This window comes from Micromonospora sp. DT46 (assembly GCF_049841735.1).
Classification (GTDB): Bacteria; Actinomycetota; Actinomycetes; order Mycobacteriales; family Micromonosporaceae; genus Micromonospora; species Micromonospora reichwaldensis.
Genome location: NZ_JBNCKW010000013.1, coordinates 32,499 through 55,108 on the forward strand (window position 1 = coordinate 32,499; position 22,610 = coordinate 55,108).

A 22,610-nucleotide genomic window follows, 5' to 3' on the forward strand; every position below is an offset into this window, starting at 1 on the left:
ACACCTCGGAGGTCTGCCATGGCACCCCGTCCCACCCCCGCCGACAAGTTCTCCTTCGGCCTCTGGACGGTGGGCTGGCAGGCCCGCGACCCGTTCGGCGACGCCACCCGCCCCGAGCTGGACCCGGTCGAGGCGGTGCACAGGCTCGCCGAACTCGGCGCGTACGGGATCACGTTCCACGACGACGACCTGGTGCCCTTCGGCGCGGACGCCGCCACCCGCGACCAGCACGTGGCCCGCTTCCGCAAGGCGCTCGACGAGACCGGCCTGGCGGTCCCGATGGTGACCACCAACCTCTTCACCCACCCGGTCTTCAAGGACGGCGGCTTCACCAGCAACGACCGCGACGTCCGGCGCTACGCGCTGCGCAAGGTGCTGCGCAACGTCGACCTCGCCGCCGAGCTGGGCGCCCGCACCTTCGTGATGTGGGGCGGCCGGGAGGGCGCCGAGTACGACCTCGCCAAGGACGTCCGGGCCGCGCTGGACCGCTACCGGGAGGCCGTCGACCTGCTCTGCCAGTACGTCGTCGACTCCGGCTACGACCTGCGCTTCGCCATCGAGCCCAAGCCGAACGAGCCGCGCGGCGACATCCTCCTGCCCACCGTCGGGCACGCCCTGGCCTTCATCTCCACCCTGGCCCGCCCCGAGCTGGTCGGGCTCAACCCGGAGGTAGGGCACGAGCAGATGGCCGGCCTGAACTTCGCCCACGGCATCGCCCAGGCGCTCTGGCAGGGCAAGCTGTTCCACATCGACCTCAACGGCCAGCGCGGCGTCAAGTACGACCAGGACCTCGTCTTCGGCCACGGCGACCTGCTGAACGCGTTCGCCCTGGTCGACCTGCTGGAGCACGGCGGCCCCGGCGGCGGGCCCGCCTACGACGGCCCCCGGCACTTCGACTACAAGCCCTCGCGCACCGAGGACATGACCGGCGTCTGGGCGTCGGCGGCGGCGAACATGCGCACCTACCTGCTGCTCAAGGAGCGGGCGGCGGCATTCCGGGCGGACCCGGAGGTCGCCGAGGCGCTGGCCGCGAGCCGGGTCGCCGACCTGGGCACGCCGACGCTGGCGCCGGGCGAGGGCTACGCCGACCTGCTCGCCGACCGCTCCGCGTTCGAGGAGTTCGACGTCGACGGGGCCGCCGCGAAGGGCTTCGGTTTCGTCCGGCTCAACCAGCTCGCCGTCGAGCACCTGCTCGGCGCCCGCTGAGGCCGCCGGAGATGCCGATCGTCGCGGGGGTCGACTCCTCGACCCAGTCCTGCAAGGTCGTCGTCCGGGACGCGGAGACCGGCGCCCTGCTCCGGCAGGGCCGGGCGCCGCACCCGGATGGCACCGAGGTCGACCCGGCGGCGTGGTGGACCGCGCTGGGCGCGGCGGTCGACGCCGCCGGCGGGCTGGCCGACGTGGCGGCGGTCTCCGTCGCCGGCCAGCAGCACGGCATGGTGTGCCTCGACGAGGCGGGCGACGTGGTCCGGCCGGCGCTGCTGTGGAACGACACCCGTTCCGCCGGGGCCGCCGCCGAGCTGGTCGAGGAGGCCGGCGGCGGGGAGGCCGGCCGCCGCTTCTGGGCCGACGCGGTGGGCAGCGTGCCGGTCGCCAGCTTCACCGTCACCAAGCTGCGCTGGCTGGCCCGGCACGAGCCGGCACACGCGGCCCGGGTGGCGGCGGTCTGCCTGCCGCACGACTGGCTGACCTGGCGGCTGGCGGGCGCGCCGGGCCTGCCGGCGCTGCGCACCGACCGGGGCGACGCCAGCGGCACCGGCTACTGGTCCCCGGCCACCGGCGACTACCGCTTCGACCTGCTGGAGCGGGCGTTCGGCCGGCGCCCGCACGTGCCGACCGTGCTCGGCCCGGCGGAGCCGGCGGGCGCCGTACGCCCCGACGCCCTGCCGGGCCTGCCCGCCGGTGGGGCGGTGCTCGGCCCCGGCACCGGGGACAACGCCGCCGCCGCGCTCGGCGTCGGCGCGGGCCCGGGCGACGTCGTCGTCTCGATCGGCACCTCCGGCACCGTGTTCAGCGTCGCCGACGCCCCGGCCGCCGACCCGAGCGGCACGGTCGCCGGCTTCGCCGACGCCACCGGCCGCTTCCTGCCCCTGGTCTGCACGCTCAACGCCGCGCGGGTGCTCGACGCCGCGGCGGCGATGCTCCGGGTCGACCTGGACGAGCTGGCCCGGCTGGCGCTCTCCGCCCCCGCCGGCGCGGACGGGCTGGTCATGGTGCCCTATCTGGAGGGCGAGCGGACGCCCGACCGGCCACTGGCGTCCGGGGCCGTGCACGGGCTGACCCTGCGCACCTCGACGGCCGCCCACCTGGCGCGCGCCGCCGTCGAGGGGTTGCTCTGCGCCCTCGCCGACGGCCTCGACGCGCTCACCGCCCAGGGCGCCGCCGTGCGCCGGGTGATCCTGGTCGGCGGGGGCGCCCGCTCGGCGGCGGTGCGCCGCATCGCGCCGCAGGTCCTCGGCGTGCCGGTGGTCGTCCCGCCGCCCGGCGAGTACGTCGCCGACGGCGCCGCCCGCCAGGCCGCGTGGGTCGCCCTGGGCGGCGCGGCGCCCCCCACGTGGTCCGTCCACGGCACCGAGGAGTACGCCGCCGCCCCCGTCCCCGCCATCCGGCAGCGGTACGCCGCCGCCCGCGAGCACTTCCTCGACCGGGTCGACGCCGTGGCGGGGTAAAGGACTGTACGGGCGCGCCCCGGCTCGCGATCATCGACGGATGCGAACCACCCCCGAAGCGGACGAGGCGCCCGGCACCGGCATTCCCTCGATGCTCCAGTACGACGACGCGGACACCCCCTGCGACGTCATCGACGCGCTGGTCCTGGCGGACTTCGTCACCGGCCGCCACCCGTGGTCGCACACCGTCCGGCTCTCCCGGGTGCGCCCCGACGCGCCGCTGACCGCCCCGGACGGGCGACTGCTCCGCACGGCGGTGGAGAACCGCCAGCTGTCCCGCCTGCTGGCCGGCGACGGCTGGACGGCCCGGGTGGTCACCTGGAAGGGGCGCGGCGCGGAGGTGACGGTCACGGCGATCTCGGAGGAGGTGGGCCGGCCGGCCCTGGACCGGATCGTCGACGGCGCCGCCGAACCGGAGGATCCGGGCGCCGGCCGGATCGGCTTCTGGCACCAGAACCCCCGCCGGGGCAGCCAGCGCGACGTACGCTCCATCGCCGCGCCGGAGTGGGCGGCGATCCGGCCGAACTACGCCGCCGCGGCACGCGACGCGCTCGACGAGCTGATGGCGACCACCCCGGAGCGCCTCTCCGGCCGGCTGGTGCTGCTGCACGGGGCGCCCGGGACGGGAAAGACCACCGCGCTGCGCGCCCTCACCCGCCAGTGGCGCGACTGGTGCCAGGTCGACGCCGTGCTCGACCCGGACGTGCTCTTCGCGGACACGGCGTACCTGTCCGAGGTGGCGGTCGGGGACGAGGACGGCGAGCCGGGGACGGGCCGCCGGTGGCGGCTGCTCATCCTGGAGGACTGTGACGAGCTGATCCGGGGCGAGGCGAAGCAGGCCGCCGGGCAGGCCCTGTCCCGGCTGCTCAACCTCACCGACGGGCTGCTCGGGCAGGGGCGCGACGTGCTCGTCGCGATCACCACGAACGAGGACCTGTCCCGGCTGCACCCGGCGGTGGTCCGCCCGGGTCGCTGCCTGGCCCGCATCGAGGTGGGCCCGCTGTCGTACGGGGAGGCGACCGGGTGGCTGGGCACGGCGGCGGGGGTGCCGCCCCAGGGCGCGACCCTCGCCGAGCTGTACGCGCTGCGGGCGGGCACGCCGGCCGCGCCCACCGCCCCGCCCGCGATCGGCGGCTATCTCTGAGCGCCCCGGCGCGCCCGCGCGTCGTCACCCGCTCGTGACCTGATCCTGGTTGGCTGCCGCACATGACCTTGACCAGGGGCGGGCCGGCGCGGGCCCGGGGCGGGACGCCCACGCACCGGTTCTACAGCGTCGTGGTCTTCGTGCTGCTCGCCTCGCTGGACAACGTGGCGATCGGTCTGGTGCCCCCGCTGTACGGGCCCATCTCCGCCGCCTTCGACGTGCCGCAGCGGCTGCTCGGCCTGGTCACCGCCGTGAGCTTCCTGGCCAGCGCGGTCGCCGCGGTGGGCTGGGCGTACGTGGGCGACCGCGCGAACCGCAAGCCGCTGCTGATGGTCGGCACCCTCATCTGGGCGCTGGGCACGGGCGGCAGCGCGGTCGCGGCGAACTATCCCGCCTTCCTGGCGGCGCAGATCCTGGCGGCGGTCGGCCTGGGTGCGGTCGGGTCGGTCGGCTTCTCGGTCGTCACCGACCTGATCTCGCCCCGCCGCCGGGGGCTGGTGATGAGCTTCTGGGGGCTGTCGCAGGGCGTCGGCACGCTGGCCGGCACGCTGGTCGGCGGGCTCCTCGGGGCCGCCGACTGGCGACGCCCGTTCCTGCTGCTGACCGTGGTCGGCGTCGCGGCGACCGTCGCCTACGTGTTCACCTACGACATCCGGCGCGGGCAGAGCGAGCCGGAGTTGGCCGACGCGCTCGCCACCGGCGCCGAGTACGACTACCGGATCAGCCGGGCGGACCTGCCGAGGATCCTCGGCCGGCGGACGAACCGCTGGCTGATCCTCCAGGGCCTCACCGCCCAGGCTGCCTTCGGGTCGCTGGTCTGGCTGCCGGTGCTCTTCGCCCAGCGGGCCGAGGACCAGGGCTACTCCGCCGCCACCGCCGTGGTCGTGGGCAGCGTCTTCGCCACCCTGTTCCAGCTCGGCGGGGTGCTCTCCATCGTGGGCGGGCTGGTCGGCGACGCGCTGCAACGGCGTACGCCCCGGGGCCGGGCCCTGGTCGCGGCGGTCGGCATCCTCGCGGCGCTGCCGTTCTACCTGGTCCTCTTCTTCGTGCCGGTACGCATCGACGTGCCGGACGGCGCCGGCGCCGGCGCGGTGGTGCGGGCGGTGCTGACCAGCGTGTTCACCGAGCCGACGGTCGGGCTGAGCCTGCTCACCGCCGTCGTGGCGCTGGCGCTCACCTCGGCGAACTCGCCGAACTGGTTCGCCCTGATCGCCGACGTCAACCCGCCCGAGCACCGGGGCACCGTCTACAGCCTCGGCAACCTGGTCAACGGCGTCGGCCGGGCGGCCGGAAACGGGCTGGTGGGGGTGGCCTTCCACGGCCTGCGGGCGGCCTTTCCGCCGCCGCTGAACTACGCCGTCGGGCTGGCGGCCTTCCAGCTCTTCTTCATCCCGACGGGCGTCATGTACTGGCTGGCCTCGCGGACCTCGCCGGGCGACATCGACGACGTCCGGGACCTGCTGCACGACCGCGCCGAACGGCTGTGAGCGAAGGGCACCTTCCCCACGCACAGCGTTGGGGAAGGTGCCCCTTGCCTACCCGTCAGACCGGGCGGACCCAGACCGTCACGTCGGTGGGCACGGCGCCGTCGGCGTCCAGCGGGGCGCTGGCGTGCACCAGCTCGGACCCGGCGGGCAGCGGCACGGCGGCGTCGCCGAAGTTGGTCAGCACGGTCAGCCCCCCGTTGCGGAACGAGAGCACCTCGTCGCCGGAGGCGAGCCACTCCAGCGGGCCCTCGCCGAGCCGGTGCTCGCGGCGCAGCCGCAGCGCCGTCCGGTACAGCTCGTACGTCGAGCCGGGCGTGTCCCGTTGCCGGTCCAGGGCGAACTCCGCCCAGAGCGACGGCTGCGGCAGCCAGCTCGCGTCGGTCGGCCCGAAGCCGTACGAGGGGGCGTCGGCCTCCCACGGGATCGGCACCCGGCAGCCGTCGCGACCCCGCTCGGTGTGACCGCTGCGCGCCCAGGTCGGGTCCTGCCGGGCCTCGTCGGGCATCGTGGTGTGCTCCGGCAGGCCCAGTTCCTCGCCCTGGTAGAGGTAGGCCGAGCCGGGCAGGGCGAGCATCAGCAGGGTGGCCGCCCGGGCCCGGCGCAGGCCGAGCGCGGCGTCCGGCTGCGGGTCGCCGATGCCGATGCCGTTGGGCCGTTTTTCGCCGATCGGCAGCCCCAGCCGGGAGGCGTGCCGGACCACGTCGTGGTTGGAGAGCACCCAGGTGGTCGGGGCGCCGACGGCGTCGGTGGCCTCCAGCGAGCGGGTGATCACCGCGTACTGGGCCGGGGCGGTCCACGCGGCCAGCAGGTACTCGAAGTTGAACGCCTGGTGCATCTCGTCCGGGCGGACGTACCGGGCCAGTCGCTCGGCCGGCTCGACCCACGCCTCGGCGACCAGGACCCGCTCGTCGGGGTAGCCGTCCAGCACGCGCCGCCAGTCCCGGTAGATCTCGTGCACGCCCTCCTGGTCCCACATGGGCGGGCGCGGCTTGTCGATCTCCTGACCGGAGAGGATCTCCTGCGGCTCCTGCCAGTCGGCCAGGTCGGCCTGCTTGATCAGGCCGTGCGCCACGTCGACGCGGAAGCCGTCGACGCCGCGGTCCAGCCAGAACCGGAGCACCTCCAGGAACTCCTCCCGGACCTCGGAGTTGTCCCAGTTGAGGTCGGGCTGACCCGAGTCGAACAGGTGCAGGTACCACTGGCCGGGGTGGCCGTCGGCCCCGGTGACGCGGGTCCAGGCCGGCCCGCCGAAGACGCTCTGCCAGTCGTTCGGGGGCTGCGCGCCGTCCGGCCCCCGGCCGTCACGGAAGACGTAGCGGTCGCGCTCCGGGCTGCCGGGGGCGGCGGCGAGCGCCGCGGCGAACCACTCGTGCGCCGACGACGTGTGGTTGGGCACCAGGTCGACGATGACCCGCAGCCCGCGCGAGTGCGCCCCGGCGATCAGCCGGTCGGCGTCGGCGAGGGTGCCGAAGAGCGGGTCCACGTCCCGGTAATCGGCCACGTCGTACCCGGCGTCGGCCTGCGGCGACGGGTAGAACGGCGACAGCCAGAGCGCGTCCACGCCCAGTTCCACGAGGTGGTCCAGGCGGGCGGTGATGCCGGGCAGGTCACCGATCCCGTCGCCGTCGGAGTCGGCGAAGGAGCGCGGGTAGACCTGGTAGATGGTGGCCCTGGTCCACCAACCGGTGGCCGGGCCGGCAGGCGTGTCCTGGTGCGTCGGGTTGCTGTTCAGGGCCTTCTCCCGTGTGTCGAGCCGGACGGTCGGATGCTGCCGGGCGTCGCCGGTTCCCGTTAGTGTGCCCGGGGTGGTGCGGTCGATTCACGCACGATCAGCCGAGTGGGCAGGATCACCGGTGATCCCGGCGTGTCGAGGTAGGGGGTGCTCCCCGGCGGCAGGGCCCGGCCGTGCAGCGGGTCGAGCAGGATCCGCGTGGCGAGCCGGCCCTGTTCCGCCGCCGGCTGGGCGATCGTGCTCAGCCCGAGGACGCTGGCCAGGTCGTGGTCGTCGACGCCGATCACGCTGACGTCCTGCGGCACCCGTAGGCCGGCGTCGCGCAGCGCGGTCATCGCCCCCATCGCCATCTCGTCGCAGGCCGCGAAGATGGCCGTCGGCGGGTCGCCGCGCCGGAGCAACTCCTCGGTGGCCCGCGTGCCGCCGCTGATGGTGAACTGTGACTCCACGTCGAGCTCGGGATCGGGGACCAGCCCGGCGTCGCGCAGCGCCTCCCGGTAGCCGCGCCGCCGGTCGAGGTGGGTGGTGTAGGCCAGTTCGTCGTCCGGGTCGCCGGAGATGTGGGCGATCCGCCGGTGCCCCAGGTCGAGCAGGTGCCGGGTGGCGGTCCGCGCGACGCCCACGTCGTCGATGCGTACGCAGGGCCAGCCGGGCACCACCGTGCCGGAGCTGATGGTCACCCCGGGCAGCTTCAGCTTCGTCAGGGCGGTCAGGTCGGCGGGCCGCAGCGGCGTGGCGACCAGCATGATCGCGTCGACGCGCTTGTGCAGGTTGGCGGTGCGCAGCACCCGCTGACGGATCTGCTCCCGCCCGCCGAGGTTGTAGAGCAGCAGGTCGTAGCCCGACTGCTGGAGGATGTCCTCGACCGCCTCGACGACGGTGCCGAAGAACCACCGGGTGATGCGGGGGACCACGACGGCGACCGTGCCGGTGCGTCCGCCGGCCAGCCGCGAGGCGCTCGGCGAGACGGCGTAGTCCAGTTGCTCGGCCGCCGCGAGCACCCGGCGCCGGGTCGCGGCCGAGACCGTCGGCAGCCCTCGCAGCGCCCGGGACACGGTGGCGGTGGAGACCCCGGCCAGGCGTGCGACATCATCGATCCTCGTCACGCTACCCCCCGCTCCGTGCAGCTCCGCCGCCGCCGGGTCACCGGCGGCGGCGGAGACGCCTCAGCCCTTGACGCTGCCGGCGAGCAGGCCGCGCACGAAGTAGCGCTGGAGGGACAGGAAGACGATCAGCGGTACGACGATCGAGACGAACGCGCCGGCGGTGAGCCGCTGCCACTCGTTGCCCCGGGTGCCGGCCATCTCGGCCAGCCGGACGGTGAGCGGGGCGGTCTCGTCGCCGCCACCGGCGAAGATCAGCGCGACCAGCAGGTCGTTCCAGACCCAGAGGAACTGGAAGATGCCGATCGCGGCCAGCGCCGGGGTGATCAGCGGCAGCACGATGCTGCGGAAGATCTTCGGGTGGGTGGCCCCGTCGACCCGGGCCGACTCCATCAGCTCTCCGGGCAGCTGCGACATGAAGTTGTGCAGCAGGAAGACGGCGAACGGCAGCGCGAAGCAGGTGTGCGCGAACCACACCTGCGCGAACTTCTGTTCGTCGACCAGGTCCCAGGCCGGCAGGATGGTGACCCCGCCGACGGTGACGCCGGTGGAGAAGAACTTCAGCAGCGGCACCAGGGCCATCTGCAACGGCACGATCTGCAACGCGAAGATCGCGACGTAGAGCCAGTCCCGGCCCCGGAAGTTGATCCAGGCGAGCGCGTACGCGGCCAGGGCCGCGAAGGCGATCGGGAAGAGCACCGACGGGATGGTGATCGCCAGCGAGTTGATGAAGTAGCTGGCGAGCTGCCCGGACGACGAGGAGCGCCCGAACAGCACCTCCTGGTAGTTCTCGAGGGTGAACGACGGGCTGGTGAAGAAGTTCCACCACCCGCTGCTCTTGATCTCGTCCTCCGGCCGGATCGAGGAGACGAACAGGCCGAAGGTGGGGATGGTCCAGAACACCGCGATGACGATCGAGACGACGGTCGCGGTACGGCTGTTCAGCCGCCTGCGGACCCGCCCGGCGGTGCTGGTGCCCCGGCCGCCGGTCTTCTGGGTGCCGGCGGCGACGGTGGGCGTCGCGGTGGTCATCTCAGCCCTCCCGCTGCTGACGGATGTTGCGGATCTGGTAGATCACGATCGGGATCACCAGGACGAACAGGAACACCGCCAGCGCCGAGCCCTGCCCGTTCTCGCCGTAGCGGAACGCCTGGTTGTACATCTCGTTGGCGATCACGCTGGTGTCGTAGTTGCCGTTGGTGGACGTCCGGACGATGTCGAAGACCTTGAGGGTGGCGATCGACAGCGTCACCACGACCACGATCAGCGCCGGCCGGATGCTCGGCATGGTGATCTGCCAGAACATCTGCCACGGGGTGACCCCGTCGAGCCGGGCGGCCTCCACGATGTCAGCGGGGATCGCCTTGATCGCGGCGGAGAGCACCACCATCGCGAAACCGGCCTGGATCCAGACCATGATCACGATCAGCAGCAGCGTGTTCAGCGGTGAGTCGAGCAGCCACTGCTTCGGCTCGCCACCGAGGCTGACCACGATCTGGTTGAGCAGACCGATCTGCTCCTGCCCGTCGCCCCGGTAGGCGTAGACGAACTTCCAGATGATGCTGGCGCCGACGAAGGAGATCGCCATCGGCAGGAAGATCAGCGACTTGGCGACCGCCTCGAACCGGGCCTTGTCCACCAGCACGGCGTAGACCAGGCCGAACGTGGTGGCCACCAGCGGGACGAGGAGCACCCAGATCAGAGTGTTGAGCAACACCCGGACGATGGAGTCCTCGGAGAACATCCAGCCGTAGTTGCGCAGCCCTACCCAGTCGTTGCTGCCCTGGTCCATGAACGACAGCAGCACGGTGCGGACGGCCGGGACCACCAGCCCGATGGCGAGCAGCAGCAGCGTGGGCAGCAGGAAGAAAAGCGCGAAGACACCCTCGCGCGGCTTGCGCCGGCGGGGGATCGGGGCGCCGCTCGCGGAGGCAGCGACGAGCTGCGCCTCCCGGCGGCGGGCGAACCAGGCCGGCACCACGTCGAGGAGCAGGAGCAGACCGCCCACCACCGCGACGAAGGCGACCAGCCCGTACATCAGCATGAGGAACTTCGGCTGTTCCGCAGCGAAGTCGAACTCCATCGACCCTCCCAGGTCCTTGACCGGCCGGTGGGCCGGCCCGCGTCCCCGCGGACCGGCCCACCGGTCAGATCACTTCCAGCCGCTCTCCACGTCCCGGAGCACGGTCGCGGTGTCCTTACCGTTGATCCACTGCACCATGGCCTTCCAGAACGTCCCGGAGCCGACGGCCGCCGGCATCAGGTCCGAGCCGTCGAAGCGGAAGACGCTGGACTTGTCCTGGAGGATCTGCACGGAGAGCTTGTCGACGGGGTTGGGGACGTTGGCCAGGTCGAGCTTGTTGTTGGCCGACACCCAGTCGCCGATCTTGGCGCGGCTGTTGGTGTACTCGCCGGACGCGAGGTAGGTCTGCACGGCCTGGACCTCGGGGCGGTCGTTGAAGGCCGCGACGAACTCGCCGCCGCCCAGCACCGGCTTGCCCTTGCTGGCGTCGATCGCCGGGAAGTAGAAGGCGAAGACGTCGCCGTCCTCGGCCACCTTGGTGCCCTCCGGCCAGTTGTTGGCGTAGAAGGACGCCTGGCGGTGCAGCGCGCACTTGCCCGTGGTGATCGGCACGCCGGCCTCCTGGAAGGAGGTGGTGGCGATGCTCTTCACGCCGCCGAAGCCGCCGTTGACGTACTTCTCGTTCTTGAGGATGGTGCCGGCCTTGTCGAGGGCCTCGGCGACCTTCGGGTCGTTGAACGGGATGCCGTGGGTGACCCACTGGTCGTAGACCTCGGGGGTCTGCGTCCGCAGCATCAGGTCCTCGATCCAGTCGGTGGCCGGCCAGCCGGTGGCCTCACCCGACTCGATGCCGGCGCACCACGGCTTGGTGCCGGTGGCGGCGATCTGGTCGCTGAGCTTGATCAGCTCGTCCCAGCTGGTCGGGACCGTCCAGCCCTTCTCCTTGAAGGTCTTCGGCGAGTACCACACGAAGGACTTCACGTTGGAGCCGAGCGGGGCGCCGTAGAACTGGCCGTTGACGGTGCTGTACTTCAGCCAGTCGGCCGGGTAGTTCTCCTCGGCCATCTTCTTCGTCTCGGCGCCGACCGGCTTGAGCTTGCCCGAGTCGACGAACCGCTTGAGCAGACCCGGCTGCGGGATGAACGCGAGGTCGGGGGCGTTGCCGCCGTCGACCAGGACGTTGAGCTGCGCCTCGAACTCGCCGCTGCCCTCGTGGTCGATCTTGATGCCGGTGCAGTCCTCGAACTGCTTCCAGGACTCCGCGAGGCGGTCGGCCTCGATCTCCCGGATCGACGAGTAGATCTTGACCTTCTTGCCGTCGATGTCGCCGTACTTCTCGTATGCGGCGCACTCCGCGGAGCCCGCGGTGTCGCTCTTCTTGTCGTCGCCGGTGCCGCAGGCGGTGGCGCTCAGCGCCAGCCCCAGCACGCCGGCGATCGCGAGAGCCTGGCGTGATCTGGCAAACGCCATGCCGTTCTCCTTCCTTGCCGGCGCGTCAGGGATCGAACCCGCGCCGGTCCGATGGGCGTCACCACATGTAAGCGCTTGCATCTGGCCTGGTCCACCCCTATCCGGACACGAGCGAGTAACAATCCGGAAACCCGTAAACCCCCTGTTGGGCACGCTCCCACACGGGAATTCGACCCCTTTCCATCGATGTCATTTTCTGACACTCTGGAGGTCAGTGATCGAAGGATTTCGACATAGGAGGTGTTGGATGGGCAAGCGCTGGTTGGGCCTGCTGGCGGCCGGTCTGCTGGCTGTGGGCGCGCTGGTCGTCCCGGCGGCCCCGGCGATGGCGGCCCCCACGTTCAAGGTCCCGTTCCCGTGCGGGCAGTCCTGGTCCGGTCAGACCCGGACCAACCACAGCCCGGCGTACTCGCTCGACTTCAACCGCACCGACGACCTCGGTGACGCGGTGGTGGCGAGCGCGCCCGGCACCGTCGACCGGGTCACGGATCTCGGCGGCACCAGTTACGGAAAGTACGTCCGGATCAGCCACGCGGGTGGTTACCACACCTACTACGCCCACCTGAACGGCTTCAACGTCTCCGTGGGCCAGGCGGTCGGCTACGGCAAGGTCATCGGCTGGGTCGGCAGCACCGGCGGCTCCACCGGACCGCACCTGCACTACGAGCAGCGGCTCAACGGCGCCGACATCCAGGTGCGGTTCAACGGCGCGCTCGCCCTCTACTGGGGCACGAAGAACTACTCCAGCGACAACGGCTGCGGCAGCAGCGCCGGCTCCGGCACGGTCAACACCACCAGCGGGATCGCGCTGACCGTGCGGTCCGGCCCCGGCACCGGCTACGCCGCCGTCGGCACGGTCGCCGACGGCGCCCGGGTGACCATCCAGTGCCAGACCAGCGGCACCAGCGTCACCGGCACCTACGGCACCAGCACGATCTGGGACCGGATCGGCTCCGGCCGCTTCATCTCCGACTCCTACGTCTACACCGGCTCCGACGGCTACATCCCCGGCGTACCCCGCTGCTGAACGGGTGACGGGGCCCCGGCTGCGCGCCGGGGCCCCGTTCCGTCGTCGTGTGCTCCGTCGCCCGGCTCAGCCGTTCCGGCGCCAGATGGCGCTCAGCTGTGCAGGCGCCAGATCGCGAAGTTGAGGGCGGCCGCGAAGGTGACCCACGCCCAGTAGGGCAGCATCAGCAGGGTCGCCGGGCGGGACACCTTGCGGAAGAGCACGACCGTCACGCCGATCGCCACCCACATCACCAGGATCTCGGCGAACGCCAGCCCGTAGCGGCCGGCGCCGAAGAAGAGCGGCGTCCAGACGGCGTTGAGCACCAGCTGGGCGATCCACGCCCAGAGGGCCGGGCCGAAGCCGACCCGCCGCCAGACCAGCCAGCCGGCCACCGCGATCATCGCGTAGAGAAGGCTCCAGACCGGTCCGAAGAGCCAGGACGGGGGAGCCCAGGCGGGCTGTTCGAGGCTCGCGTACTCGGCCGAGGTGCCCTGCACGCCGAGCCCGCCGATCGCCGCGGCGACGAACACCGCCGCCCCGAAGCCGAGCAGTGCCCACCACTGCCGGGCCCCGCCGGTCCGTTCCGCACTCCTGGACATCTCCATGGTCGAGATATGTCCGCTGAAGGTGGACGGTAAACCCGCGGTCACCCTCCGGCCGGCACGACACCGGGGTCGTCGTGTCCGGATGCTCCTGTCGGGAGGACGGAGTTCCGGTCACGACGACCCCGGTGGGTCCTGAACGGCGGCCTGTAGCCGCCTCGTCAATTGAAGATGCTCACACCACCCGGCCCGACGAGCAGGCCGACCACGATGAGGACGATGCCCCACAGGATCTGCCGCCGGAACAGCGCGAGGATGCCGGCGACCACGAGTACGACTGCGAGAATCCAGAGAATCAGCTCCATGTTTGCTGAATACCCGACCCGCCGACGCCGGAAACCTGTGCGTGATCGAGGTGGTCGCCCAGGTGGAAGACGCTGTACGCCTGCTTGATCACGGGGTGGGCGACGTTGCGGACGCGTACCCCGCCGGGCGTGGTGCCCCGCTCGGAGCCCGCGTGCGCGTGCCCGTGCAGGGCCAGCGCGGTCGGCGCCGAGTCGATCGCCTGCCCGAGCTGGTACGAGCCCAGGAACGGGTAGATCTCCAGCGGCTCACCGGCGAGCGTGTCGGGCACCGGCGCGTAGTGGGTCAGTGCCACCAGCACGTCGCACTCCAGTCCCCGCAGGGCGGCGGACAGGGCGTCCGCGCTCTGGGTGGTGGTCCGGACGAACGCCTTCATCTCCGGCTCGCCGAAGTCGCTGGCGCAGCGGCCGGCGAACCCCCCGCCGAACCCCTTCACCCCGGCCACACCCAGCCGGCCGCCGGCGCAGTCCAGCACGACGCCGTCGCCCTCCAGCACGGTGATCCCGGCGTCCTCGAGCACCTTGACCACCTGCGGCACCTGGTCGCACTGGTGGTCGTGATTGCCCAGCACGGTCACCACCGGCACGCCCAGCCCGCCGAACTCGGTGGCCACGCACCGGGCCTCCGACTCCGTCCCGTGCCGGGTCAGGTCGCCGGCGAGCAACAGCACGTCGGCGTGCTCGGGCAGCTCGTCCAGTGCCGGCCGGAACCGGCCGACCACGTCCTCGTCCAGATGCACGTCGCCCACGGCGGCGATCCGGATCACCATGGAACCTCCTCAGGGCAGTTGCTCGATCTCCGTGGGCGCCTGCGCGCGGATCACCCCGATGTCGCTGGTGACCGGCACGTCGGGGAAGCGTTCGGCCACCCGGCGCAGGATCTCCTCGCGCCGGTGCGGGCTCTCGACCTCGCCGTAGAGCACGAGGCCGCGCTCGCGGCGGACCACGGTGATCCCCTGCTCGGCCACGTCCGGGTCCTCGGCGAGCAGCCGGTGGATCTCCGCCTCGACGTACTCGTCGGGCGGTCCGGTGGCGACGTCGCGGTGCTCGGTCACGGTGTCCCCTCTCCCTCGCCGGTGCCGGAGTGCGGCACCACTTCCAGCCGGTCCAGCAGCACCAGGAACGCCTCCGCGTACGGGGAGTGCTGCGTCTCCTTGCGTACCCGTTCCCAGTCGATCTGCTCCCGCAGGGAACGGGCCAGCGGCAGTCCCCGGGCGAAGTCGCAGTAGTGCTGCGAGAAGCTCAGCAGCTTGTGCACCATGAGCTGGCTGGCCGAGAGCACCGGCATGTGGATCGCGTCGACCGGCCGCACGACCGTGTCGGCGAACGTCTCCTCCGTGACCGGCGTCTCGATCGGCCGGTGGATCAGGTCCACCATCCGACCGTCGTCGAACACCTTGACCAGCCAGTCCTCGGGCGGCCGCTCGGCGGTGAAGCCCGCCGCGACCAGCGCCTCGAGGGACCGTTCCACGTCGACCTCCCGGATGAGGAAGTCGACGTCGTGGTCGCTGGAGTGACCGCCGTGGGCGTACACCGCGAAGCTGCCCCCGAGCGCGAAGGGAATCTCTTCCTGCTTGAGCACGGCGGCGACCTTCTTCAACGTGTGCACCAGGCTCTCGTCCCCGCGCTCTGCCATTGGCGTCTCCCGTCGATGGTGGTGGGCGGCTGATCCAACTCCGGTACCCGGCATCCCGGCGGGCCACACCTGGCAGGTGGCACGGTCGGGGTCAACCGGGAGGACACGGCACAAATCTCCGGGTACGCGAGCGTGGGTCGGATAGCCTGTGCAGAGTGTCCAGATCACCGGGGGCGCGGCGCGGCAGGGCCCGATTGCGCGCCGTCGCCCTGATCGGCATCGACGGCTCGGGCAAGACCACCCAGGCGCACCGGCTCGCCGACGCGCTCACCGCGGCGGGCCGCCCCGCCACCTACCACCGCAACGCCGGCGGGCGGCGCTGGCTGGGCCGCCTCGCGCACCGCCTCGGCCGTCCGGACGCACAGCGCCTCGTCGGGCGCAGCGGCATGCTGGCGGTGGAGTCCGTGCTCCGCTGGCTGGCGATCGCCCTCGCCCTGCTCAGCTGCCTGGCCACCGGCCGGGTCGCGGTGATGGACCGCTACTCCGCCTGCCAGTACGCGAGCATCCGGGCGCACGGGGGCCAGCGCTGGGAGCGGCTGGCCCGCGCCGGCTACCGGATGTTCCCGCGACCGCAGCTGACCTTCCTGCTGACCGTCGATCCCGCCGAGGCGTACCGGCGGATCGAGCAGCGCGGCACCGACCACGAGAGCATGCGCTACCTGACCGCCGCCGACACCGCGTACCGGACCCTGCCGGAGTATCCGACCTTCGTCGTGGTGGACGCCGGGCGCCCGCCGGAGGAGGTCTCCCGGCTGATCCAGGCCCACCTGGCGGGCTGGCTGGCGTCGTCCGCCGACGGTCGCGACGGCCGGCCGACCGACGATCGCGACGGCCGGGCGCCCGACGGGCGGGACGTGCGGTCCGCCGTCGTGCCCGCGCCGCCGGGCGCGGAACCGGTCGCGATCGGCCGGCTGAGCGCCTGAGCCGACGGACCTCCGGCCGGCTGCCCGGGATCCGGCCTCGTGACGGGGCGCCGCGGGAGGCGGCGTGATGGCATCGTCCGTACGGGGCCGAGTGCGGGCCGGCGGCGACCGGGCGGCCTCTCCACGCAGGTCCGGCGGGGGAGGCGACCTCCTCCGTGGAATGGCACGCTGGGCGGTACGGATGGCACGCTGGACGAAACGGCATGTCCGGGCGGGCGGTACTTTCCTCAATACGCGCAGTCATGGTTGACGCTCACGCCTCGTGAAAGTAAGTTTCATCCGTGGCGAAGAGTCCGAAGATTTCTGCGAGTCACGAGCCGGGTGGGCTTATCGTCCACATCAGCGGCCTGCTCCCGTCGTTGTCGCCGGCCGAGCAGCGGGTCGCCCGGCTGGTGGTCGCCGACCCGGCCGCCGCCTCGCGTCGGACCATCACCGACCTCGCCACCGCCGCCGAGACATCCGAGGCGACCGTCATCCGGTTCTGCCGATCGGTCGGCATGGACGGCTACCCGCAGCTGCGGATCCGGCTCGCCGCCGAGGCCGCCCGCCGGATCGAGCCGCCCGACGCGCGGGTCGTCGGCGGGGACATCCCGCCCGGGGCGGACCTCGCCCAGATCATCGCGACCATCGCCTTCAACGACGCGCGGGCCGTCGAGGAGACGGCCGAGCAGCTCGACCCGGCGATCTGCGAGCAGGTCGTCGACGCCATCGCGGGCGCCGGCAGGATCGACGTCTACGGGGCGGGCGCCAGCGGCTTCGTCGCCTCGGACTTCCAGCAGAAGCTGCACCGCATCGGCCGCACCGCCTTCTACTTCCCGGACGTGCACACCGCGCTGACGTCGGCCGCGCTGCTCGGGCGGGGCGACGTCGCGGTCGGCATCTCGCACACCGGCACCACCTCCGACGTGATCGAGGTGCTGGAACAGGCGCGGGCCCGGGGGGCGGCCACGGTGGCGCTCACCAACTTCCCCCGGTCGCCGATCACCGAGGTGGCCGACTTCGTGCTCACCACGGCCGCCCGCGAGACCACCTACCGCTCGGGCGCGATGGCGAGCCGGCTGGCCCAGCTCACCGTCGTCGACTGCCTCTTCGTCGGGGTGGCCGCGCGCAACCGGTCCCGGGCCAGGAAGGCCCTCGAAGCGACAGCCGAGGCGGTCCGGTCGCACCGGGTCGGCCCGGGACGGAGGCGGGCATGACGGCGGGCGCGGTGGAACCCCACGAGGTGACGACCCCGGTGACGGCCCGGCCGGTGATCCGGGTCGGCGCGCCGACGGAGCGGCGCAACCCGCTCAGCGCGGACCTCGACCTCATGTCGACCCGGGACGTGCTCACGGTCATCAACGAGGCGGACCGGCGGGTGCCCGGCGCCGTCGCGGCCGTCCTCGACGAGATCGCGGCGACGGTGGACCTGGCGGTGACCGCCCTGCGCGGCGGGCACCGGGTGCACTACTTCGGCGCCGGCACCTCCGGCCGGCTCGGCGTGCTCGACGCCGCCGAGCTGGCGCCCACCTTCAACTCGCCCCGGCACTGGTTCTGCGCCCACATCGCGGGCGGGCCGGAGGCCATGTGGCGGGCGGTCGAGGACGCCGAGGACGACGACCGGGGCGGTGCGGCGGAGGCCGCCGACTGCGTACGGGCCGGGGACCTGGTGGTCGGGCTCGCCGCCAGCGGACGCACACCGTACGTCCTGGGGGCGCTCGCCGCGTCGAGTGCCAAGGGGGCCTCGACCGTGCTGCTCTGTGCCAACCCGGAGGCGCAGGCCGCCCGGTCGGTGGACGTCTTCATCGGGGTGGACACCGGACCGGAGGTCGTCACCGGGTCGACCCGGATGAAGGCGGGCACCGCGCAGAAGCTGGTGCTGAACACGTTCTCCACGGCCGTGATGGTCCGGCTGGGCCGGGTCTACTCGAACCTCATGATCGACATGGTCGCCACCAACGCCAAGCTCCGGGGCCGGATGATCTCGATCCTGATCGAGGCGACAGGCTGCTCGGAGGAGATCTGCCGGCGGGCCCTCAACGAGGCCGACGGGGACATGAAGGTGGCGCTGGTCTCGCTCGTCTCCGGGGTGGAGGTGTCCGCCGCGCGGGCCGCCCTGGCCCGCTCCGCCGGCCAGGTCCGCGGCGCCCTGGCCCTGCTCGCCTCCTGAGCCGACCCCACACCCTGCCCTCGCCGCGGCTGCCCTGCGATCCCCGTCACGTACGGGCACGGGTCCGCGGTGCGGATTGTTCACCGGGGGGTGGGGTATTACCACGGGCGTGGATGAACCGACCGGTCCACCCGTGCGTGACTCCGCAGTGACCAGGATCGCAGCCCGACGGTGACCCGGGTCGCTGCGTCTGCGGGCGGGGCGGTGCTGCCATGGACCGGGACACGGCGACACGTCGATCCGCCGCCCCTGGCGTGGTGCCCATCGGAGAGCCGCCACCCGGGGTGCTGACAGCAAACATGGACCGCGCTCTCAGCGGATTATCAGGCATTCGTGACACTTTCGACTCACGACATGGAATCCCCGGCGCGTCTCAACTGTTGTGTAGGTGTCAGCACCGGTGGGCACAGCGGGTTACGGGGGAGGGCTGATGGACGTGGGGATGGCAAGGAACCGGGCAACCGGCGCGAGCGAGGGGACCGTGGGCAACGTGGACAAGAACATCGGCATGCGAACCGACGAGGTTGCCGAGGAGCGCGACCTGGTCGGCGTCTACCTTCACGAGATCTCCCGGACGCCACTGCTGGACGCCGCCAAGGAGGTCGACCTCTCCAAGGCCATCGAGGCCGGCCTCTACGCCGAGCACCTGCTCGGTGCGGACCGCGTCCCCGCCGGCGCCGACCGGGACGACCTGGAGCGGCTGGTCGCCGAGGGCGAGCGGGCCAAGGACCTGTTCATCCGGGCCAACCTGCGACTGGTCGTGTCGATCGCCCGCCGCTACGTGCGTTCGGGCATGCCCATGCTGGATCTGATCCAGGAGGGCAACACCGGCCTGGTGCGGGCGGTCGAGAAGTTCGACTACGTGCGCGGCTACAAGTTCTCCACCTACGCGACCTGGTGGATCCGCCAGGCGATCAGCCGGGCGATCGCCCAGCAGGAGCGCACCGTGCGACTGCCGGTGCACCTGGTCGAGGACGTCAACCGGATGCGCAACGTGGCCCGGCAGCTCACCCGTGAGCTGGGCAGCGACCCGGAGCCGGAGCAGATCGCGGCGTCCCTCGGGGTCACCGTCGAGCGGGTCAACGAGTTGGTCCGCTGGTCGCAGGACACCGTCTCGCTGGACACCCCGGTGGGCGACGACGGCGACACCAACCTCGGTGACCTGGTCGCCGACAGCGACGCGCCGTCGCCGGAGGAGATCGTCCTGACGGGGCTGGAGCGGCAGCGGATCGAGGGTCTGCTCAACCACCTCGACGACCGTTCGGCCGGCATCATGCGGGCCCGCTACGGGCTCGAGGACGGCCGGGAGCACTCCCTCACCGAGGTGGCCTCGCGGTTCTCGCTCTCCCGGGAGCGGATCCGGCAGCTGGAGATCCAGGCGCTCGGTCGGCTCCGTGAGCTGGCCCGGGCCGAGGGCCTACAGGCGGCCTGAGCAGGGTAGGAACAACGCGAACGGCCGGCGTCCGATAGGGGGACGCCGGCCGTTCGCGTTGCCGGTGGGTCAGCGGACCCGACCGTAGCCCTGGATGGGCATCAGGTTCATGCCCCGTTTGAGCACGTTGCGCCCGGCGCTCGGCGCGTCGATCACCTGACCACCGCCGACGTAGAGGCCCACGTGCCCGAGCCCGCTGTAGAAGACGAGGTCGCCGGGGCGCAGTTCGCTGCGGCTGATGTGGGCCACCGCGCCCCACTGCATCCGGGTGTTGTGCGGCAGTGACTTGCCGGCCGCCCGCCAGGCCGCCGAGGTCAGGCCCGAGCAGTCGTAGCCGTTCGGCCCGTCGGCGCCCCAGACGTAGGGCTTGCCGAGCGCGCCGTACGCGTACCGCACCGCGACGCCGGCCTTGCCGGAGACCGTCGGCGCCTCCTTCGCGCTGTCGGACCGGGCGGCCGGCTTCTCGGTGGCCCGGCCGTACGCCTGCCGGCGCAGCTCGTAGAGCTCGGCCAGGTCGCCCTCGATCCGCTTCTTCGTGGCGGTCATCTCGCGGGCCTGCGCCGCCTGCCGGCCCAGCGTGACCTCCAGCCGGGTCTTCTCGTCGAGCAGCCGGCGCTGGTTGCCCGTGAAGTTCGAGATCTTCGCCTGCCGCTGCCGCGTGAGCTGGTCGAGCATGCTCAGCCGGTCGAGCAGGGTGTCGGCGCCGCCGGGACGCAGCAGCGCCTCCGCGGTGCTCAGGTTGTTGCCGGTCTTGTACGCGGTCACCGCCATCTCGCCGACGTCCGCCCGGCTCCGTTCGGTCTCCTGCTCCAGCGGACCGATGCGGCTCTGCACCCGCGCGACGGCGGCCTGGTTGGTCTTGATCTCCTCCCGGAGCTTGTTGTACGCCTCGACGACGTGCTCCAGCTGGGAGGAGGAATTCTCGATCCGCCGGGTCAGCTCGGCGGGGGACGGTTCGGCCCGGGCGGGTATCGCCGGGGCGAGCAGCGTGGCCGACACCACGGCGACCGCCAGGGCGCGCAGCGTGTTCCTGAGGGACGACAAGAGCGGAAGGCTCCTCTCCCATCGGCCGCCACGGGCTGCTGACGCCCCCGGCGGCACCGGGCCGGTGCCGTCCGGGTGGACGGCGTTCGACCGGGCCGACCGGGACAACCTATCCCGGGGCAGGAGTGATGCGCAGTTGAAGCAGGGTCGAATGTTGGCCGAGTGACGGAAATTGTGGATCACGACGGGTGCGGCGCGTGATCGACTCCTCCGGCTCGCCGCGGCGGGCGACGGCTATTGTCGGCGATCGGGCGATCCGTGCCGTTCGTCGTTGTCGGCGTATGCCGTCGGAACGTGAGCCGTTATGACCGACAAGACCGACATGACGGTCGGAACCGGCGGGCCACCTGACCGCAGCCCTCGGACGCGAGCCGAAATCGCCGTCCGGGCTGGCACGTGCGCCACACAATGAAGCGCGCAGCCGGGAATCCCGTCGACCGGCGATGCGAGACCGTCGACGGGAGCCGACCCGGCACCAGCCGCGGGAGGTAGAACCGTGAACCCTCAAGGCGCCACCCGACAGACGCGGTCATCGCGGACGACCGCGCAGAAGAACACCCTCCTCTACGCCCGACCCGGGATCATCGTGACGGTCGACCGCTTCACCGTCGGCCGCAACAGCTGGCAGGTCACCGAGCTGACCCACCTGCAGACCGGCCGCGGCCCGCACGACCGCGTCGCCGTACGGGCCGTCCTGGTCACCGGCGCCATGATCGGCGGCGTCGGCCTGCTGCTCGGCTTCACCGGCGGGCTGCAACGGCTCACCGCGGGGGCGTACCTCGTCCTGGGCCTGGTGTTCCTGCTGCCGGTGCTGGTCGCGCTGGTGGGGGACCGGTGGCGGCCGCCCGCGTACGAGCTGTGGGGCCGGCGCCGGGGCGACCGGGTGCTGCTGTTCAGCAGCGACGACGAGCGGCAGTTCGGCCAGGTCACCCGGGCCCTGCGCCGGGCCCGGGAGATGAACCGGTACGGCGGCTGGGAGGACCCGCTCGCCTCGGTCGACCCGTGGCGGCCCGCCCGGTGACCGGCGTCAGCCGGCGACCGGCTCCGGGGTGCGCTCGGACTGTTCCGCCGTCACCCAGGAGCTGACCCGGCGCTCCGCGTAGAAGGAGACGAACGGCACCGTGCCGGCCAGCATCACCAGGACCATCCGCTTCAGCGGCCAGCCGGCCCGGCGGGACAGGTCGAAGGCGGCCACCAGATAGAGCATGTAGAGGAAGCCGTGCGCCTGGCCCACGGTCTCCACCAGGATCGGGTCGTCGAAGCCGTACTTCATCGGCATGCCGATCACGACCAGCAGGATCAGTGCCACGCCGACGATCCAGGCGATGACTCGGTACCGGGTCAGGGCTGCGCCCACCGTCGTCCGTCCTTTCGCGTCCGGCCTCAGCCGGGGTAGTCACCGGGCTTGGCACCCGGGTTGTCGTTCAGCCATTGCAGGTAGTGGTTGTAGGCGACGAGGTCGCCGTCCTCGCCGCCGCCGGCAGCCGCGGACCCGCGGGCGACCCGCACGGGTCGGCGTACGACCGGGCGCGTCGCGGCGGCCTGCGGGGCGTCGGCCGGTCGCGTCCCGGCGGCGCTCGACGTTTCTCCCTGCGCGTCGGCCGGCGCCGCCGGCCCGCGCAGGGTGTGCCGGACCTCACGCCACCAGACGAAGACCACGAAGCCCGCGAAGATCGGCCACTCGACCGCGTAGCCCCAGCTGATCGCGTTGCCGGCGGCGGCCCGGCTGACCTGCCACCAGCCCAGCGCCAGGAAACCGGTGACGAGCACGACCATGGCCACGTGGCGCGCGATCCACGCCGGGGTCCAGAGCCGTTTCATGGCATCGAGAGTACCGGGGGTCGCCGGGGTCTCCGACGCGGCGTCGTAGGTGCGGGTGGGGTTT

Annotated in this window: 23 protein-coding genes; 10 read left to right on the top strand and 13 right to left on the bottom strand. The window is 72.3% G+C overall.

Features of this window, described 5'->3' with window-relative positions; all coding sequences use genetic code 11:
• Window positions 1–18: 18 nt before the first annotated feature.
• The 4 genes from xylA (at window position 19) to ACLQ20_RS28850 (ending at window position 5,300) form a co-directional block, all read left to right on the top strand.
• Window positions 19–1,206 carry a xylose isomerase gene (gene xylA / locus ACLQ20_RS28835; RefSeq protein WP_151453299.1) on the top strand — a complete coding sequence of 396 codons (1,188 nt, stop codon included), beginning with the start codon at window positions 19–21 and terminating at the stop codon, window positions 1,204–1,206.
• Between the two features lie 11 nt (window positions 1,207–1,217).
• Window positions 1,218–2,669: a xylulokinase gene (xylB, locus tag ACLQ20_RS28840; RefSeq protein WP_425858160.1), complete on the top strand. Its 1,452-nt coding sequence runs from the start codon at window positions 1,218–1,220 to the stop codon at window positions 2,667–2,669.
• Window positions 2,670–2,709: 40 nt separating this feature from the next.
• Window positions 2,710–3,813, top strand: a complete 1,104-nt coding sequence (locus tag ACLQ20_RS28845) for a DUF5925 domain-containing protein (RefSeq protein WP_425858161.1) — start codon at window positions 2,710–2,712, stop codon at window positions 3,811–3,813.
• A 62-nt stretch (window positions 3,814–3,875) separates the two neighbouring features.
• Window positions 3,876–5,300 (top strand): MFS transporter, encoded by a 1,425-nt coding sequence (locus tag ACLQ20_RS28850; protein WP_425858162.1) that lies wholly within the window; start codon window positions 3,876–3,878, stop codon window positions 5,298–5,300.
• A 55-nt stretch (window positions 5,301–5,355) separates the two neighbouring features.
• Here the strand turns inward: ACLQ20_RS28850 and ACLQ20_RS28855 are convergent, their stop codons facing one another.
• The 5 genes from ACLQ20_RS28855 to ACLQ20_RS28875 form a co-directional block, all read right to left on the bottom strand.
• The gene (locus ACLQ20_RS28855) at window positions 5,356–7,032 is read right to left on the bottom strand and encodes a glycoside hydrolase family 13 protein (RefSeq protein ID WP_425858210.1); all 1,677 of its coding nucleotides are present in this window, start codon (window positions 7,030–7,032) and stop codon (window positions 5,356–5,358) included.
• A gap of 59 nt (window positions 7,033–7,091) precedes the next feature.
• The gene (locus ACLQ20_RS28860; protein WP_425858163.1) at window positions 7,092–8,138 is read right to left on the bottom strand and encodes a LacI family DNA-binding transcriptional regulator; all 1,047 of its coding nucleotides are present in this window, start codon (window positions 8,136–8,138) and stop codon (window positions 7,092–7,094) included.
• A 60-nt stretch (window positions 8,139–8,198) separates the two neighbouring features.
• Entirely contained in the window at window positions 8,199–9,167 is a 969-nt protein-coding gene (locus ACLQ20_RS28865) for a carbohydrate ABC transporter permease (RefSeq protein ID WP_327029401.1), read from the bottom strand.
• A gap of 1 nt (window position 9,168) precedes the next feature.
• Window positions 9,169–10,218 (bottom strand): carbohydrate ABC transporter permease, encoded by a 1,050-nt coding sequence (locus ACLQ20_RS28870; RefSeq protein ID WP_151453293.1) that lies wholly within the window; start codon window positions 10,216–10,218, stop codon window positions 9,169–9,171.
• 69 nt (window positions 10,219–10,287) lie between these two features.
• The gene (locus tag ACLQ20_RS28875) at window positions 10,288–11,628 is read right to left on the bottom strand and encodes an ABC transporter substrate-binding protein (RefSeq protein WP_151453292.1); all 1,341 of its coding nucleotides are present in this window, start codon (window positions 11,626–11,628) and stop codon (window positions 10,288–10,290) included.
• 247 nt (window positions 11,629–11,875) lie between these two features.
• Here ACLQ20_RS28875 and ACLQ20_RS28880 point away from each other — a divergent pair, with 247 nt between their 5' ends.
• A complete protein-coding gene (locus tag ACLQ20_RS28880) occupies window positions 11,876–12,655 on the top strand; it encodes a peptidoglycan DD-metalloendopeptidase family protein (RefSeq protein ID WP_151453291.1) in 780 nt (259 codons plus the stop codon).
• Between the two features lie 92 nt (window positions 12,656–12,747).
• On the opposite strand, the gene ACLQ20_RS28885 is transcribed toward ACLQ20_RS28880, so the two are convergent.
• The 5 genes from ACLQ20_RS28885 to ACLQ20_RS28905 form a co-directional block, all read right to left on the bottom strand.
• A complete protein-coding gene (locus tag ACLQ20_RS28885) occupies window positions 12,748–13,242 on the bottom strand; it encodes a TspO/MBR family protein (protein WP_425858164.1) in 495 nt (164 codons plus the stop codon).
• Between the two features lie 158 nt (window positions 13,243–13,400).
• Window positions 13,401–13,544: a GPGG-motif small membrane protein gene (locus tag ACLQ20_RS28890; protein WP_007464364.1), complete on the bottom strand. Its 144-nt coding sequence runs from the start codon at window positions 13,542–13,544 to the stop codon at window positions 13,401–13,403.
• The gene (locus ACLQ20_RS28895) at window positions 13,535–14,311 is read right to left on the bottom strand and encodes a metallophosphoesterase family protein (RefSeq protein ID WP_151453289.1); all 777 of its coding nucleotides are present in this window, start codon (window positions 14,309–14,311) and stop codon (window positions 13,535–13,537) included. Before ACLQ20_RS28895 ends, ACLQ20_RS28890 begins: the two co-directional genes overlap by 10 nt.
• A 9-nt stretch (window positions 14,312–14,320) precedes the next feature.
• Window positions 14,321–14,596: a hypothetical protein gene (locus ACLQ20_RS28900; protein WP_132239421.1), complete on the bottom strand. Its 276-nt coding sequence runs from the start codon at window positions 14,594–14,596 to the stop codon at window positions 14,321–14,323.
• Window positions 14,593–15,231 carry a nucleotidyltransferase family protein gene (locus ACLQ20_RS28905; RefSeq protein WP_132239419.1) on the bottom strand — a complete coding sequence of 213 codons (639 nt, stop codon included), beginning with the start codon at window positions 15,229–15,231 and terminating at the stop codon, window positions 14,593–14,595. The genes ACLQ20_RS28900 and ACLQ20_RS28905 overlap by 4 nt, the downstream gene beginning before the upstream one ends.
• A 101-nt stretch (window positions 15,232–15,332) precedes the next feature.
• On the opposite strand from ACLQ20_RS28905, the gene ACLQ20_RS28910 reads away from it, so the two are divergent.
• The 4 genes from ACLQ20_RS28910 to ACLQ20_RS28925 all read left to right on the top strand — a co-directional run bounded on the left by ACLQ20_RS28910 (window position 15,333) and on the right by ACLQ20_RS28925 (window position 19,681).
• Window positions 15,333–16,100, top strand: coding sequence for a dTMP kinase (locus ACLQ20_RS28910; RefSeq protein WP_151453288.1), 768 nt, complete (start codon window positions 15,333–15,335; stop codon window positions 16,098–16,100).
• A gap of 281 nt (window positions 16,101–16,381) precedes the next feature.
• Entirely contained in the window at window positions 16,382–17,296 is a 915-nt protein-coding gene (locus ACLQ20_RS28915) for a MurR/RpiR family transcriptional regulator (RefSeq protein WP_151453287.1), read from the top strand.
• Window positions 17,293–18,249, top strand: coding sequence for an N-acetylmuramic acid 6-phosphate etherase (gene murQ / locus ACLQ20_RS28920; protein WP_425858165.1), 957 nt, complete (start codon window positions 17,293–17,295; stop codon window positions 18,247–18,249). Before ACLQ20_RS28915 ends, murQ begins: the two co-directional genes overlap by 4 nt.
• Before the next feature lie 442 nt (window positions 18,250–18,691).
• Window positions 18,692–19,681: a sigma-70 family RNA polymerase sigma factor gene (locus tag ACLQ20_RS28925; protein ID WP_192581293.1), complete on the top strand. Its 990-nt coding sequence runs from the start codon at window positions 18,692–18,694 to the stop codon at window positions 19,679–19,681.
• A gap of 69 nt (window positions 19,682–19,750) precedes the next feature.
• On the opposite strand, the gene ACLQ20_RS28930 is transcribed toward ACLQ20_RS28925, so the two are convergent.
• On the bottom strand, window positions 19,751–20,725 hold the full coding sequence (locus ACLQ20_RS28930; protein WP_151453284.1) for a C40 family peptidase: 975 nt from the start codon (window positions 20,723–20,725) through the stop codon (window positions 19,751–19,753).
• Window positions 20,726–21,221: 496 nt separating this feature from the next.
• On the opposite strand from ACLQ20_RS28930, the gene ACLQ20_RS28935 reads away from it, so the two are divergent.
• Entirely contained in the window at window positions 21,222–21,746 is a 525-nt protein-coding gene (locus tag ACLQ20_RS28935; protein ID WP_151453283.1) for a DUF6232 family protein, read from the top strand.
• 6 nt (window positions 21,747–21,752) lie between these two features.
• On the opposite strand, the gene ACLQ20_RS28940 is transcribed toward ACLQ20_RS28935, so the two are convergent.
• Both ACLQ20_RS28940 and ACLQ20_RS28945 read right to left on the bottom strand, forming a co-directional pair.
• On the bottom strand, window positions 21,753–22,082 hold the full coding sequence (locus ACLQ20_RS28940) for a DUF3817 domain-containing protein (protein WP_091628654.1): 330 nt from the start codon (window positions 22,080–22,082) through the stop codon (window positions 21,753–21,755).
• A 26-nt stretch (window positions 22,083–22,108) separates the two neighbouring features.
• A complete protein-coding gene (locus tag ACLQ20_RS28945; RefSeq protein WP_151453282.1) occupies window positions 22,109–22,546 on the bottom strand; it encodes a hypothetical protein in 438 nt (145 codons plus the stop codon).
• Window positions 22,547–22,610: the final 64 nt, after the last annotated feature.